Origin of the sequence: uncultured Tateyamaria sp., assembly GCF_947503705.1 — a bacterium.
GTDB lineage: Bacteria > Pseudomonadota > Alphaproteobacteria > Rhodobacterales > Rhodobacteraceae > Tateyamaria.
This window is the reverse complement of record NZ_CANNES010000007.1, coordinates 50,798-65,507: the sequence shown is the minus strand read 5'-3', so window position 1 is coordinate 65,507 and position 14,710 is coordinate 50,798. Positions and strand designations below refer to the sequence as shown.

At 60.7% G+C, this 14,710-nt stretch carries 15 protein-coding genes; 7 read left to right on the top strand and 8 right to left on the bottom strand.

The window, feature by feature from the left end:
* Window positions 1-80: 80 nt before the first annotated feature.
* Both Q1A44_RS15450 and Q1A44_RS15445 read left to right on the top strand, forming a co-directional pair.
* Entirely contained in the window at window positions 81-869 is a 789-nt protein-coding gene (locus Q1A44_RS15450) for a xanthine dehydrogenase family protein subunit M (protein ID WP_299627087.1), read from the top strand.
* 2 nt (window positions 870-871) lie between these two features.
* Entirely contained in the window at window positions 872-1,351 is a 480-nt protein-coding gene (locus Q1A44_RS15445) for a hypothetical protein (RefSeq protein WP_299627085.1), read from the top strand.
* Window positions 1,352-1,411: 60 nt separating this feature from the next.
* Here Q1A44_RS15445 and infC read toward each other — a convergent pair whose 3' ends face one another.
* Window positions 1,412-1,960, bottom strand: a complete 549-nt coding sequence (gene infC, locus Q1A44_RS15440; RefSeq protein WP_366942609.1) for a translation initiation factor IF-3 — start codon at window positions 1,958-1,960, stop codon at window positions 1,412-1,414.
* A gap of 217 nt (window positions 1,961-2,177) precedes the next feature.
* Here infC and Q1A44_RS15435 point away from each other — a divergent pair, with 217 nt between their 5' ends.
* A complete protein-coding gene (locus Q1A44_RS15435) occupies window positions 2,178-3,152 on the top strand; it encodes a hypothetical protein (protein WP_299627081.1) in 975 nt (324 codons plus the stop codon).
* 101 nt (window positions 3,153-3,253) lie between these two features.
* The gene (locus tag Q1A44_RS15430; protein ID WP_299627079.1) at window positions 3,254-4,102 is read left to right on the top strand and encodes a TauD/TfdA family dioxygenase; all 849 of its coding nucleotides are present in this window, start codon (window positions 3,254-3,256) and stop codon (window positions 4,100-4,102) included.
* A 46-nt stretch (window positions 4,103-4,148) separates the two neighbouring features.
* Here Q1A44_RS15430 and Q1A44_RS15425 read toward each other — a convergent pair whose 3' ends face one another.
* From Q1A44_RS15425 to cysG, 6 genes are all read right to left on the bottom strand, one after another.
* The gene (locus Q1A44_RS15425) at window positions 4,149-5,000 is read right to left on the bottom strand and encodes a ferredoxin--NADP reductase (RefSeq protein WP_299627077.1); all 852 of its coding nucleotides are present in this window, start codon (window positions 4,998-5,000) and stop codon (window positions 4,149-4,151) included.
* A 99-nt stretch (window positions 5,001-5,099) separates the two neighbouring features.
* On the bottom strand, window positions 5,100-5,510 hold the full coding sequence (locus tag Q1A44_RS15420) for a DUF934 domain-containing protein (protein ID WP_299627075.1): 411 nt from the start codon (window positions 5,508-5,510) through the stop codon (window positions 5,100-5,102).
* A complete protein-coding gene (locus Q1A44_RS15415) occupies window positions 5,507-6,262 on the bottom strand; it encodes a phosphoadenylyl-sulfate reductase (RefSeq protein WP_299627073.1) in 756 nt (251 codons plus the stop codon). The genes Q1A44_RS15420 and Q1A44_RS15415 overlap by 4 nt, the downstream gene beginning before the upstream one ends.
* Before the next feature lie 5 nt (window positions 6,263-6,267).
* Entirely contained in the window at window positions 6,268-7,935 is a 1,668-nt protein-coding gene (locus Q1A44_RS15410) for a nitrite/sulfite reductase (protein ID WP_299627071.1), read from the bottom strand.
* Window positions 7,935-8,234, bottom strand: a complete 300-nt coding sequence (locus Q1A44_RS15405) for a DUF2849 domain-containing protein (protein ID WP_299627069.1) — start codon at window positions 8,232-8,234, stop codon at window positions 7,935-7,937. Before Q1A44_RS15405 ends, Q1A44_RS15410 begins: the two co-directional genes overlap by 1 nt.
* Window positions 8,234-9,640, bottom strand: a complete 1,407-nt coding sequence (gene cysG / locus Q1A44_RS15400) for a siroheme synthase CysG (protein WP_299627067.1) — start codon at window positions 9,638-9,640, stop codon at window positions 8,234-8,236. Before cysG ends, Q1A44_RS15405 begins: the two co-directional genes overlap by 1 nt.
* A gap of 144 nt (window positions 9,641-9,784) precedes the next feature.
* Here cysG and Q1A44_RS15395 point away from each other — a divergent pair, with 144 nt between their 5' ends.
* Window positions 9,785-10,252 carry an Lrp/AsnC family transcriptional regulator gene (locus Q1A44_RS15395; protein ID WP_299627065.1) on the top strand — a complete coding sequence of 156 codons (468 nt, stop codon included), beginning with the start codon at window positions 9,785-9,787 and terminating at the stop codon, window positions 10,250-10,252.
* Window positions 10,253-10,476: 224 nt separating this feature from the next.
* Here Q1A44_RS15395 and Q1A44_RS15390 read toward each other — a convergent pair whose 3' ends face one another.
* Complete coding sequence (locus Q1A44_RS15390; RefSeq protein WP_299627063.1) at window positions 10,477-11,652, bottom strand: cytochrome P450; 1,176 nt, start codon at window positions 11,650-11,652, stop codon at window positions 10,477-10,479.
* Between the two features lie 75 nt (window positions 11,653-11,727).
* On the opposite strand from Q1A44_RS15390, the gene Q1A44_RS15385 reads away from it, so the two are divergent.
* Entirely contained in the window at window positions 11,728-13,476 is a 1,749-nt protein-coding gene (locus tag Q1A44_RS15385; protein ID WP_299627061.1) for an ATP-binding protein, read from the top strand.
* Entirely contained in the window at window positions 13,473-14,702 is a 1,230-nt protein-coding gene (locus tag Q1A44_RS15380) for a sigma-54 dependent transcriptional regulator (RefSeq protein ID WP_299627059.1), read from the top strand. The genes Q1A44_RS15385 and Q1A44_RS15380 overlap by 4 nt, the downstream gene beginning before the upstream one ends.
* Window positions 14,703-14,710: the final 8 nt, after the last annotated feature.

Below are 14,710 nucleotides of genomic sequence, written 5' to 3'. Positions count from 1 at the left end.
GCCAGCCCCCGGACCCCCGGAGTATTTTTCAAGAGAAGAAGCACGAAGCAGGTGCTCTTGTCGGATGAAAGGACAAAAGAATGTATAATTTCGATTTTGAAAAGCCTGGCACGGTGGCTGACGCGGTTGCAGCACTCGGTGCCGACGAGGCGCAAGCCCTGGGTGGTGGTCAAACACTTATCCCGACGCTGAAACAACGTCTGGCGAGCCCGACTGTCTTGGTCAGCCTCAAGGGGATTGCCGAGATGCAGGGCATCTGTGCCGGCGATGATGGTGCGCTATGCATCGGTGGGGCGACGAACCACGCAACGGTCGCGGCCGAGGGTGGTGCTTATCCGGCACTGGCAGCGACAGCGGCGCATATTGGCGACCCGGCGGTGCGCAATCGCGGCACCATCGGCGGGTCGCTGGCAAACAATGACCCTTCTGCCTGCTATCCGGCGGCGGCCCTCGGGTCGGGCGCAACGATTGTGACCAACACCCGGCAGATCGCGGCGGACGATTATTTTCAGGGCATGTTCACTACGGCGCTGGAGGAAGGTGAGATCATCACCGAGGTCCGTTTTCCCGTACCGGAGAAAGCGAACTACCAGAAATTCGTACAGCCTGCCTCGCGCTTTGCGCTGGTGGGCGTGTTTGTTGCCAAATATGCTGATGGCGTGCGGGTGGCGATCACGGGTGCGTCCAATGACGGTGTATTCCGCTGGGCGGAGGCAGAGGCGGCTTTGTCGGCCAATTTCGCGCCTGACGCGCTGGATGGGCTGAGCTTGTCAGGCGACGACATGATTTCGGATCTGCACGGCACGGGCGCCTACCGCGCGCATCTGTGCGGGGTGATGACCAAGCGGGCAGTTGCGGCTGCGGCGTGATCTTGTCCTATGATCTTCGAAAAGGCTGCGCGCTTTGCGTGGCCTTTTTGTGTTTGGGCCTGGCTGCACAGGCGCAAGAGCCCTATCCGCGGTTGGATGCGCTGGCCTGCCAGAAGGCGATAGAACAGGTGGAAGAGCCTTACTACTCTCGTTTTCATGTACAGTGCATAGCTATCGCCGCCGATTACTGCGATGCGCCGATCAGTGGGCCGGTCTTGGCATGTCTTACTGATCTGGAGCACGCGCTTGTAGCATATGTTGACGCACATGCGCCGGTGTTGCCCGATGAGATTATGGGTGGGAGCTTTGTTGCCCACTCTTACGCGCGGCAGATTAAAGCTTTGAAATCGGGTGCGCAGGTGACGAAACCCTGTGCCCAAGAGCTTGCGCTAGATCGTCAGACATGTCGGCTCGTTCAGGCGAGTACACGCATTTTTTCGCTGCGTTCTTTAGCCGCAAAAGCGGGAGTATTGTTGCCCTAGAGATCACGACAAAAAAGGCGCTGCACATGCAACGCCTTTTGTTCTTTTGCTCGTCGGCCGTTACTTGTTCGGCAATGGACCAATCAGCATAACCATCTGGCGGCCTTCCATCTTGGGGAAGTTTTCGATCTTTCCATGCTCTTTGGTGTCTTCGGCCACCCGTTCCAGCAATTCTCTCCCGAGGTTCTGGTGCGCCATCTCGCGGCCCCGGAACCGCAGCGTCACCTTCACCTTGTCGCCGTTTTCAAGGAACTTGAATACGTTGCGCATCTTGACGTCATAGTCATTGGTGTCTGTGTTGGGGCGGAACTTGACCTCTTTGATCTCGATGATCTTTTGCTTTTTGCGGGCCTCGGCCTCGCGCTTTTGGGTCTCGTATTTGAACTTGCCGAAATCCATGATCTTACAGACGGGCGGATTGGCATTGGGCGAAATTTCGACGAGGTCCAGCCCGGCATCCTCGGCCATCACCATGGCGCGGGCAGGGCTTACAACACCGACGTTCTCGCCGTCGGCACCAATCAGGCGAATCTCGGGGGCACGAATTTTATCGTTGACGCGCGGGCCAGTGTCACGTTGGGGCGGCGCGTTGTGTGGTCTTCGAGCGATGGTGGTTTTCCTTAGATAGTTGGCTTTGAGAATTGGCACAAATTCGAGGCCAAAACCTAGCCTTTGCCCCGCGCTTCTTCAAGGCGCAAATCGGCTGGCCTGCGCCGAAAACGTGGATTTTCCCCCTTGCACCTTTCCTTTGGCGCGCGCATCTGACAGCGCAGGACCAAAGCCGTGCGGTGTGCGTGCGTGTTTAACGAATGAGTAGGAGAGGGAAATGAAAAACCTTATTTGGATTGTCGTGGCGGCTGTGATCGCGGGTGGCGCGTATTTGCTGTATTCCGGGCAGACCCCCCAAGAGGCCATCGAAGAAGCCGCAGAGACCATCAATGCCCCCGAAGCGTTGGAAGCGGCAGGCGACGCGGTGGGTGACGCCGTGGACGCAACAGAGGGTACAGTGGCTGACGCCGTTGACGCGGCTGTCGACGGCGTGACAGAGGCCGTCGAAGCCACGACCGAAGCTGCAGGTGATGCGGTTGACGGTGCTGTGGACGCAGCCACTGACGCGGCAGACGCTGCCATTGATGGCGTCACGGATGCTGTCGAGGGTGCGCTGGACACTGGCGCAGCTGTGACAGATGCCGCCACCGAGGCGGCAACCGATGCGGTTGACGGTGTGGCAGATACGGCAGGCAACGTGGTTGACGCTGCGACGGACGCCGTAAGCGGTGCCGCCGATGCGACTGCGGATGTTGCAACTGACGCTGCAGAGGCGACCACGGAAACAGCGACAGAGGCGGCTGAGGCCACGACAGAAGCTGCAACCGACGCTGTGGACGCCACAACCGAAGCTGCGGCTGAAATGGCTGAGACCACGACTGAAACTGCCGCCGAGGCTGTTGAGGCGACCACCGAAACCGCAACGGAGGCGGCAGACGCCACAGCCGAAGCGGTGACAGACACCACCGAGGCCGCGACAGATGCCGTTGAAGATGCGGCCGAAGCCGTTACCGAAGCGCCGGAAGCACCCGTGGCCGAAGCCCCTGTTGCTGCGGCAGAAGAGACCACAGGTATTGCGGATTTGCTGACCGTAGACGGTTTCGACTTTGACAAGGTGGCCGAGATGATCGACGGCTCTGACATGGGACCGCTGCAAAAGACCACGCTGAAAGGCGGTCTGGAGCAAGCGCAGAACAACCCCGAATTGCTGCAAGGTCTGTTGGATCAGGTGAAGGAGGCGATGGGCCTCTGATCCACTCCCTTTGACCAAAAAGAGCCGCGTCCGGGACACCCTCGGGCGCGGTTTTTTCTTGCCAGGTCGACACGCCGTGTGTCTGTTGCGAAGGACACTTTATGCAAGGTATCGCCATGGCGGATTGGACCATCTCCAAGCTTTCAGGTCATTGCGGTGCGCGCCTGATGGGCGGGACGTTAACCGACTTGAGTGATACAAGTCTGAGCACGGTAAAGGCGGCCCTTTTTGCCTATGGGGTGATTGCCGTGCCGGATCAACACTTGAGCCCAGAGGCGCATACCGCCTTGGCCCGCGCCTTTGGCGAGATCGATGTGAACCGTTTCTTTACCCCGGTTGAGGGATATCCCCATATAGCCGAAGTGCGCACGCGACCGGATCAGACGGCAGTAATCGGCGGAACGTGGCACAGCGATCATTCCTATGATCCGGTGCCTGCGGCCATTTCCATCCTGTCGGCGCAGACCGTGCCGCCCTATGGCGGGGATACGCATTTCGCGTCGCAAGTGGCCGCCTGTGCGCAGCTGTCGGACGGGTTGCGGACAATGCTGGGCGGGCTTTGGGCCTGCCACAGTGACGCGAGCTTTGCAGACAGCGCGCTTGAGATGAACCAGGACCCCAGCGCCTATCACGGCACGGTGCGCCATCCGGTCATCATTCGGCATCCTGAAACCGGGGCGAAGGCCCTTTATGTCAATGGCGACTTTACCACCCAGTTTGACGGGTGGAGTGTCTCAGAGAGCGCGCCGCTCTTGGAATACCTGTATCGGTTTTGCACCCAGCCCATCCTGACCTGTCGTGTCATGTGGGCGCCGGGCATGGTCGTGCTGTGGGACAACCGGTTGGTGCAGCACTATGCAACGGCCGATTACGCAGGCCACGCGCGGCTGATGCATCGGATTACCGTGGCAGGCACCGTGCTGAAACCTGCCACCGTGTCGGCTGTCTGATTTCGGATGGCGGGGTAAACACCGCCCCACGGGGATGAATGCAGCGTCAGTCCAAAAATGCCTTTTCCACAACGTAATGGGCCGGTTTTGAATTCGCGCCTTCCTCCAGCCCGTATTCCTCGAACATCGCCTTGAGTTCGAGGTTGAACGCCAGGTTGCCGCAGATCATTGCCCGGTCAATGTCGGGGTTCAGCGGCTCCACCCCCAGATCGGCAAAGGCCTCGCCTGATTTCATCAGGTCGGTAATCCGGCCCATCTTGGGGCTCTGCTCGCGGGTGGTCGTGGGATAGTATTTGATCTTTTTCCAGAAGCCCTCGCCGATCACCTCATTGAGAAGCTCATCGGATTTCAGATCTTCGATCAGCTTGGCCCCATACGTCAGCTCGCCGACTTCGCGGCAGGTGTGGGTGATGATGATCTCGTCATAATCTTCATAGGTCTGCGGTTCGCGCAGGAGGCTGGCAAAGGGGGCAAAGCCGGTGCCGGTGGCAAAAAACCAGATACGCTTGCCAGGCAAAAGCGCGTCATGGACCAGAGTGCCAACGGGCTTGGGGCGCAGGATGATTTCGTCCCCGGGCTGGATATGTTGCAATTTCGAGGTCAGCGGGCCGTCCTGTACCTTGATCGAATAGAACTCCAGTTCCTCGTCCCAGCTGGGCGAGGCGATGGAATAGGCCCGCATGATCGGTTTGACCTTGCCGGTTTCAGGGTGCGGATCGCCCATCAGGCCGATCATCACGAACTCGCCCGACCGAAACCGCAGTGACGCAGGCCGCGTGCAGCGGAAGCGGAACAGGCGATCGGTGTAATGCTCGATCTCTGTCACAGTTTGGGCGTCGGGCAGTGTGGGTGTGGCTTTTTGGGCAGTCGCTTGGTTCACGGGGCTTTGCTCGGTCATGTCAGTGTCAGCGCAGGTTTACACCTGCACTGCTCCATTAAGAAAGGGATTTGTTGGTTACGGGATAGAGTGACGCATGCGTGTGCGCCTTGATCTCGATCAGTGGTTCGAGGCACCGCGCACTCGGGCCTGATAGTCGTGATCCTGCCAGTCGGCGCGAAACACCCACTGATCCTCGGGCTGGCGGGCGGCCAGAGCCTGGCTGATTTCCACCTCATCAAAGCCCGAACGCCGTGCCATGGCGTATTGGTCGGAGATCACGTGCCCTTGGGCGCGCAGACGCCCCTGATAGCCGCGCAATCGCAGCATCCTGGCGATGGTAAAGCCGCGTCCGTCTGCAAAGCTGGGAAAGTCGACGCGGATGATCTGCGCATTGAGCGGGATGGTGTCAGGATCGGCATCGCTGGGCACGTCGAGGGCCATGGCATCATTGGCCGCCTCTCCCAAGGGGGTATAGCCGCGATCCCAGTTGTCAGGTCCAAAGCCTTGGTCTGTCACGAGAATTGTCATGTGTTTGCTCCTGTTCGGACCATCTTGCCATTCACAAAATGGATGCCGCATTCGTCTTTGTCTGTATCGCGCCAGCGACCCGCGCGGGGGTCCTCGCCTACGGCCACTGGTGAAGTGCAGGGCGCGCAGCCGATACTGGCATAGCCTTGGGCCACCAGCGGATGGCGAGGCAGACGGTTTTCGGCCATGTATTCGGCCACATCCTGCGGTGCCCAGCGAGCCAAGGGGTTCACCTTGATCCGGCCTGTTTCGGCCTCCGCCTCAAAGAACTCCAAATGCGCACGCTGGCCGGATTGATAGCGTTTGCGCCCCGTGATCCAGCCTGCATGAGGTTTCAAGGCCGCCTGCAACGGCGCTGTCTTGCGCAAAGCGCAACAGGCATCGGTGTCGTGGCGATGCAGCGTGCCGTCTGGGTCATCGGTGGCGATATCGTTGGCCCGGATCACCGTCACGTTTTTCAAGCGCAAACGTTCAGCCACATCCTGCTGGTAGATCAGCGTTTCGGTAAACAACATCTTGGTGTCAATGAAGATCACCGGAATGTCCCGTTTCACCATGGCTGCCAGGTGTAAGAGCACAACCGATTCCGCCCCAAAGCTGGAGACCAGCGCGAGGTCGGGGATCGTCTCAATCGCTGCGCGCAACACGTCCGTGGCCCCGTGATGCGTCAATTGCGCATTCAGCGCCCCGACCAGGGACGTTTGGTCGGGAGGCTTTGTCGTTTTTTGAGTATTTTCAAAGAGAAGAAGCATGGATGTTACTCTGCTGCGACGGCTTTGGTTTCCGGATAGAGCGCGGATTTGAAGGGCGCCATGCCTGTGCGTTTGTAGGTTTCGATGAATGCTTCGTCCGGGCCGGTGCGTAGGTCGAGATAGGCGTCGATGATCCGCTCAATGGCTGGAACGACCTCTTCTGCGCCAAAGCCGGGGCCTGCGCGATCACCCACCTTGGCCGTTTCAGTGTGATCGCCGCCCAGCGTAATCTGGTAATTCTCAACGCCGGCACGGTCGAGGCCGAGAATTCCGATATGGCCCACATGGTGGTGGCCGCAGGCGTTGATGCAGCCCGAGATCTTGATCTTGAGCTGTCCGATGTCGTGCTCCAGCTTGAGGTCTTCGAACCGGGTTGCGATCTGCTGAGCGACGGGGATCGAGCGTGCGGTGGCCAGCGCGCAATAATCCATACCGGGGCAGGCGATGATGTCGCTGATCAGGCCGATATTGGCGGTGGCCAGTTCTGCCTCTTTCAGGCGCGCATGCAGCGCGGGCAAGTCCGAGACGTGCACATGTGGCAGGATCACGTTCTGCTCGTGGCTGATCCGCAACTCGTCATGGCCATAGTCACGCGCCAGATCCGCCATCAGCCGCATCTGCGCAGCCGACGCATCGCCGGGCGTTTCGCCGTGTTTCTTCAAAGAGATGGACACGATTTTATAACCCGCGGCGCGGTGTGCGGTAAGGTTGGTATCGGCCCAGCTTCGGAACACGGGGTCGCCGTGATAGGCGTTTTTGAAGGGCGCTTCGGAGGCGGCTTTAAAGCTCGGTGCCGCAAAATGCGTCTCGATCTCGCGCAGCATTTGTTGATCCACGCCGGAGAATGTTTTGCGCGTCTCGACAAAGCGATCCTCGACCAAACGCCTAATTTCGTCGATCCCGTGTTCGTGTACTGTGATCTTGATCCGCGCCTTGTATTTGTTGTCGCGGCGACCGACCTGGTTCCAGACCGACACGATTGCCTCCAGGTAAGGCAGAAGGTCAGCTTCGGGCAGGAAGTCATTGACAACCTTGCCGATCATGGGGGTGCGGCCCAGGCCGCCACCAACAATAACCTCAAAGCCGCGTGCGCCGTCACGCTCCAGCATCCGCAGGCCAATGTCATGCGCCTTGGTCACGGCGCGGTCATTGGGAGAGCCGGTGATCGCGATCTTGAACTTGCGCGGCATGAACTGGAATTCGGGGTGATCCGTGGACCATTGGCGCAGCAATTCCGCCACGGGGCGGGGGTCGGCAATCTCGTCTGCTGCGGCGCCGGCAAAATGGTCGGCCGTCACGTTGCGGATCGTGTTGCCGGAGGTCTGGATGGCATGCATGCCCACCTCGGCCAGCGCGTCGAGCATGTCCGGGACGTCCTTGAGCGCGGGCCAGTTGTACTGGATGTTCTGGCGCGTGGTGAAGTGGCCATAGCCTTTGTCCCACCGCTCTGCGATGTCGGCGAGCTTGTGCATTTTGGCGCTGTTCAAGGTGCCATAGGGGATGGCGACCCGCAGCATGTAGGCGTGCAGCTGCAGATACAGACCGTTCATCAGGCGCAGGGGCTTGAATTCATCCTCGGTCAGGTTGCCCGCAATGCGGCGTTCGACCTGCTGTCGGAATTGCGCGTTGCGTCGGGCCAGAAAGGCGCTATCGAATTCAGAATAGCTGTACATTATTGCAGCTCCACTTGCTTGCCATGGGCGTAGTTCGAAGGGCCGGTGGCCCGGAATTCTTCTCGGAAATGAACGGGTTGTGGGATATCGTTGTCCACGGCGACATCCGCCAGATAGGCGCCCACAACCACGTCGACCTGTTGACTGGCCTCAATTAGGCGCAAGTCGGCATCGGCCTCATCCGTCAATACTTCGGCCTCTTCCAGCTTCCGGGTCCATCCGGTCGCGGTTTGGTAGATGACGTCACCTGCAAGCAGGTGGTTGGCGGTCACAACTTTGGGGGTGAACGTCTTGGGCATTATCGGGCCTCCTGTGCTTGGACGGGCATGGGGATTTCGGGAATTGCGGCCATGGCACTGCGCGGGGCCAAACCGATGAAGGTCAGGGCAGGGCCGTTCAGCCCGGCCTGGGAAATTGTTGGCTCCATCTCAGCCACCGTGGTGGAGAGCACACGTTGCTCGGCGCGGCTGGCATCTTCGATCACGGTCACGGGGGTGGCAGGATCGATGCCGTGCATCAGCAACCGACCCTGGATAAAGCGGGCAGATTTCTTGCCCATATAGACCGCGGCAACTTCGCCCGGATTGGCCAGTGCCCTCCAATCGTGATCTGCAAAACCTTTCATGTCGTGGCCGGTCAGGAAGCGGACCGACGTGTTGCGGCCCCGTTTGGTCAGGGATTGCCCAATTGAGGCGACGGCAGCGGAGGCCGAGGTGATGCCGGGCACGATGTGCCAGTCGAGACCTGCGGCGGTCACCGCGTCGATTTCCTCGTCGAGGCGACCAAATACGGTGGCGTCGCCGGATTTCAGACGCACGACCTGCGCGCCCTTGGCCCCATGTTCAACGATCAGGGCGTTGATTGTTTCTTGCGGCGTGGAAGGGCCAAATGCTTCTTTGCCCACATCGATCATGGTGGCCTCGCGGCGGGCGAGTTCCAGGATTTCGGGGCTGATCAGGCGATCATAGATGACGACGTCGGCCTCATCGATTGCCTTGCGTGCCTTGAGTGTCAACAGTTCCGGGTCGCCGGGTCCTGCGCCGACAAAGGCAACGTGGCCTTTACGGGTGTCTTTCATCAGATGATCGGCCAGAAGCGTGTCGAGGGCCGGTTGAACCGCCTCGATCCCGCTTGCAATCGCCTTGGGGCCTGCATTGAAGTAATAATCGCGCCAGAAATCGCGGCGGGGGCGGCCAAAGGGCAGGGCGTCTGCGGCCTTGCGGAAGGCTTTGCCAATGGCGGCGAGGGTGCCAAGGCCCGTGGGCAGTTTTTCTTCCAGGTCGGCCTTGATTGCGCGGGCCAGCACGGGCGCCGCCCCTTCGGTACCGATGGCGATGGTGACAGGGTCGCGGTCGACGATTGCGGGCGTGATGAACTGGCTGTCAGCGAGGTTGTCCACGATATTGACCAGTGCGCCGTCAGCATGTGCGATGGCGGCGGTGCGTTTGTCTTCGGTCGCTTCCTCGTCGGCGGCATAGAAAAGGGCGGCGCAGAGCGTGTCGCCGGGTTCCATGGCGCGGTTGATCAGAGTCAGTTTGCGTGCCTCGGCCCATGCCTTGATCTGGTCGTCTGCGTCTGGCGAAAAAACGGTGACGTTGGCGGTTGTCTTGAGCAAGAGCCGCAACTTGGCCAAGGCGGCATCGCCGCCGCCCGACAGAACGATCCGGCGCCCGGAGGTGTTCAGAAAGATCGGAAAGTGGTTCATGGCTAGGCCCCTCGGGTCGCTGTTTCTTAGCTTCAATATAGAATATTGTTCTGGTTTGTTGCCACCGCGCGGCGTAGATAAGGATGATTGTTCTGTCTTGGTGCAAGGCCGGAACATCTGTTTGGCAAACTGGAGATATGTGGAATGGCTGTTCGCATTGATGAGGTGGATCGCAAAATTCTGGCCGAGATGCAGCGCGATGCAAGCCAATCGTTGGACGACATTGCCCGTGCTGTGGGCTCGTCCAAGACGCCTGTATGGAACCGGATTCGGAAATTGCGCGAGGCTGGCGTCATTGGCCAACAGACGGTTGTACTGGACGCAGATGCGCTGGGGTTCGAGGCCTGTTTCTTTGTCCTGATCCGCACAACGGAGCATGAGGCAAGTTGGCAAGCGGCGTTTTTACAAGCGCTTCAGGATCGTCCCGAAGTGCAGGAAGCGCACCGTTTGGCAGGCGATATCGACTACATCCTGAAGGTGCGGGTGCAGAACGCGCGGGCCTATGACGCGTTTTATCAGGCGCTGATCTCAGAAGTACGGGTGCACAATGTGACCGCGTTGCTGTCGATGGAAGAGATCAAGTCGACCACAATGCTGCCGTTAGGGACGTGACTCAAAGGAGCGCTGCCGCGCATTCTTTAATCTGAAATCTGTGAGGCGACGCTTTGATTTGGCGGCGGCGATTGTTGCCCGGTTTTGGCAAAGTGCTAAGTGATCTTTAACACGCTTTGCGTCTTGAACAGGCCTGTTTGCGGATCTGTGTGTACAGCGTCGGCGTCAAGACCAAGCCGCCTGACGGCGGGGGGCTTTGGCCCGCCTTGACCCACCCCCCCGCGTCACGGTCGGTTTACCATCAAGCGGTCGAGTTTGTGGAAATGGTAGCTGTCGGCGTAATACGGCGTTTCAACGATCCTGAGGTTGGGCGCGTGTTGGAAGAGGGCCGGCAGGGCAATCTCCATCTCCAGCCGGGCAAGCGGCGCGCCGACGCAGAAATGCAACCCACCGCCAAAGGCCACATGGTTGGGTTTGGGCCGCGTTGGGTCGAAGCGATGCGGATCGTTGAAGACATCCGGGTCGCGTCCTGTGGCCCCTAGCATGAGGGCGATTTCATCTCCGGGGTTTAGGGTGTGACCGCCCACCTCGACGGCTTCATAGGCGTAGCGCGTGAACATATGCAGCGGCGGGTCGAAGCGGAGAAGTTCCTCCACCGTATTCGCGATGTGACCGGGGGCCAGAGCACTCGTCGTGCCGGTTTCAATCAGGCATTTCACCGCGTTGCCCAGGGAATGCACGGTCGCCTCGTGCCCTGCATTGAGCAACAGGATGCAGGTGCCGATCATCTCGTCGCGGGTGAGCCGCGCGCCGTCTTCTTTGGCGGCGATCAGTTCGGTGATCAGGTCGTCGCGCGGGTCGTTGCGCCGCTCTTCGATATAGGCGGTGAGAAAGCTGGTGAACTCGGCGGCAGCACTGTTTGCCGCGTCCTCGATCTGGCGCGTACGCCCGGCCTGATACATGGCGACCATTGCGCTCGACCAGCGCAGCAGGTTTGGCCCCATTTCCTCTGGCACGCCCAAAAGCCGCGCGATGACGCGGACCGGCACGTGTTGGCAATAGGCCGGGATCAGGTCGAAATCGCCTTTGGGCAATGTGCTAAGCAGATCGGCGCAGATGTCGCGAATGTCGCCCGCCAGGCCAGCGATCCGTCGCGAGGTAAAGGCGTGCAGGACAAGGCGGCGCAAGCGGGTGTGCTCGGGTGCCTCCAATTCCAGCAGGGAATGTCGTTCGACCGCATTGAAGGCCGTCAGATGGTCAGGCACGGGCCGCTTTTTCGACGCGGGCACGGCACGACCCAACCGCCTATCGCGCAAGAGCGCGTGCACCGTGGCGTGATCAAAGGCGGCCATCATGCCGTAGTCCTGCCAAAAGAGCACGGGCCCGCCGGAGCGGACGCGGTCGTATACCGGATAGGGATCCTGGACAAAGGCGGGGTCGTGGGGCGATTGGATCAGCATGACTGCTGGTGTCTCAGGAGAGGGAGCGCTTGGCAAGTCTGGTCAAGCGCCGCGTGGCCGCGATAAGCTGATCCCATGAGCGATGGTGTCATCAGACGTTTGGCGATTGTGCTGGCCTTTCTGGCCGCGGTCGCTGCTGTGGCGGGCGGTGTCTGGCGCTATGGCTATTTCCAGGCCCTGGACCAGTTGGCACGTCAGGGCGCGTCCGATCTGGCGCTGGCCAGTGACCGGCTGACGGGGCAGTTGCAACGCTACCGCGAGTTGGCGGTGCTGGTCGCGGATCACCCACAGATCGGGGCCGTTCTGGCCGGTGAGGATGTGGCAGCAGCCGAGGCGCTTTTCCTGGAGATTGCGGATAAGACGGCCGCACAGGACATCCTGTTGACCAATGCCGAGGGCCTTGTGATGGCAGGGGCGCGAGGCGGGACCAACGGGGTCGATATCGGGCCGTTGGTGCAGCGGGCCATGCAGGGCGCGCTTGGCTGGGGCAATGGCGAAACGCAGTCGGGCGCGCGCGTCTTTGCCTATGCCGCGCCGGTGTTTGACCGGAACGCAGATGTGCAAGGGGCCATTGTCGTCTCTGCCGATCTGGCCAGCATTGAATGGGATTGGGTTGGGTCGAACCCGGCTGTGTTCTTTACCGATGCCTCTGACCAGGTGTTTATCACGAACCGCTCTGAAATCGTGTTTTGGACCCGCTCGGATGATGCGGCGGGGCTGGTGCCGCCACAGGGTCTGGCCTTGCCCTTTGACAGCTATTGGATTGGGCGACACGAGGTGTGGCAGTTGGGCTGGGGGCCGTATCTGCCGGAAAATGCGCTGCATATCACGCGGCAGCTGCCCGTGATCGGGATGACGGGCGAGGCACTGGTGGACGTGGCCCCTGCGCGGCGGCTGGCGGCCTTGCAGGCGGCGGCGCTGGCCGGGCTGTGCCTGGCCTTTGGGGCGTTGCTCTTTCTGGCCACTGAACGGCGGCGGACGCTGGCGCAGGCCAATGCCTTGCTTGAGGCACGGGTTGCCGAACGGACCGCGGCCTTGTCTCAAACCAACGCGCAACTGCGCCAGGAGGCGGAAGAGCGCGAAGAGGCCCAAGCCGCCCTGGCGCGTGCGCAGGCCGATCTGGTGCAGGCGGGCAAGCTGAGCGCGTTGGGGCAAATGAGTGCTGGGCTGAGCCACGAGTTGAACCAGCCGCTGATGGCGATCCAGAACTACGCCGAAAACGCCGTTGCCTTTCTGGAGCGCGAAAAACCGGACCGGGCGCGCGACAATCTGGGCCGCATTGCCGACATGGCGCGGCGCATGGGCCGTATCATCAAAAACTTACGCGCCTTTTCACGGCAGGAAAGCGAGCCAGCGGTGCGAGTCGATCTGGTGGCCGTGCTGGACAGCGCGGTTGAGTTGCTGAGCCCCCGGATCAAACGGGATGAGGTGACGCTGATCTATGACCGCCCGTCCGCGAACCTTTGGGTGCGCGGTGGCGAGGTGCGGCTGGGTCAGGTGTTCGTCAACCTGATGTCCAACGCGCTGGATGCAATGAGCGAAAGCGAGATGCGCGAGCTGCGTCTGGAAATCGCGCAAGGCGACGATGTAAAAGTGCATTTCAGTGATACAGGTCCCGGCATCGACGTGCCGGATAAGGTTTTCGACCCATTCTATTCCACCAAGGAGGTGGGGCGGGCCGAAGGGATGGGGCTGGGATTGTCGATTTCCTACGGCATCGTGCAAAGCTTTGGTGGGGAGATCCGGGGCAGCAACCGTGAGCGCGGTGCGCTCTTTACGGTTGAGCTGCGCCGTTGGGCAGATTTGGCAGAGGCGGCGGAATGACAACGCAAGTGTTGGTGGTGGACGATGATGCGGCGGTGCGCGACGCACTGGCGCAAACGCTGGAATTGGCGGACCTTGAGCCGATTGCAGTGGCATCCTTTGTCGTGGCCAGGGATCACATTGCCGAGGACTTCGCAGGCGTCATCCTGTCGGATATTCGCATGCCAGGGCGCGACGGATTTCACCTCTTGGCCCATGCGCGCAAGGTCGATCCGGACTTACCGGTGATCTTGCTGACAGGCGAAGGGGACATCCCCATGGCGGTACGCGCTATGCGCGAGGGAGCGTTTGGTTTTTTGGAAAAACCCTGTGCGCGCAATGACTTGCTGGCGGTTATTGAACGGGCTCTGAAATCACGCGGGCTGGTTTTGGAGAACCGACGTTTGAGAGCCTTGGTTGAAAGTGGCGACCCGGCGGCCCGCATGCTTTTTGGCATCTCCGATCAGGCCAACGGGTTGCGCGCCCGGGTTCGCCGGGTTGCCCCGCTCGAGACCGAAGTGCTCGTTACCGGCGCGCCGGGCACCGGCATTTCCAAAGTGGCCGAGGTTATTCACCTGTCTTCGCTGCGCTCAAAAGCGCCCTTTGTTAAGCGGGCAGCGGCAGACCTTGGGGTCGCAGCACTGGCCGAGGCGCTGGAAGCGGCAAAGGGTGGCAGCCTGTTTCTGGACGAGATCGCAGGCCTGCCTGCGGCGAGCCAATTGGCGTTGTTGGAGGCGTTGGAGGCCAGCAGTGATCCCCGATTGATCGCGGGCAGCACGCGGGATCTGGGCGCGGCGGTAGAGCAGGGCGCGCTGAACCCGGACCTATATTACCGACTGGAGGTGATGCCCGTGCGTATCCCATCGCTCAGCGAGCGGCCCGAGGATATTCCGGTGCTTTTTCGGCACTACGTCGAACAAGCGGCTGAGCAGGCAGGGCTTGCTGTGCCCGAGCTTGCACCCGATCACATGGCCGCGCTGATGGCGCAGGATTGGCCCGGAAATGCACGCTCGCTGATGAGTGCCGCGATGCGCTTTGTTCTGGGCATGCCGGATGAGGCGGTGCGCGAGGCCGACCTGGGGCTGGCCGAGCAATTGGCGCGGGTGGAGCGGTCGCTGCTCATTGCTGCCTTGGGCCGCCAGAACGGGCATGCCAGTGATGCCGCCAAGGCGCTGAAGCTGCCGCGCAAGACCTTTTACGACAAGCTGACCCGCTATGGGATTCGGGCCGAGGACTATCGGCGTTAATTTGTGCG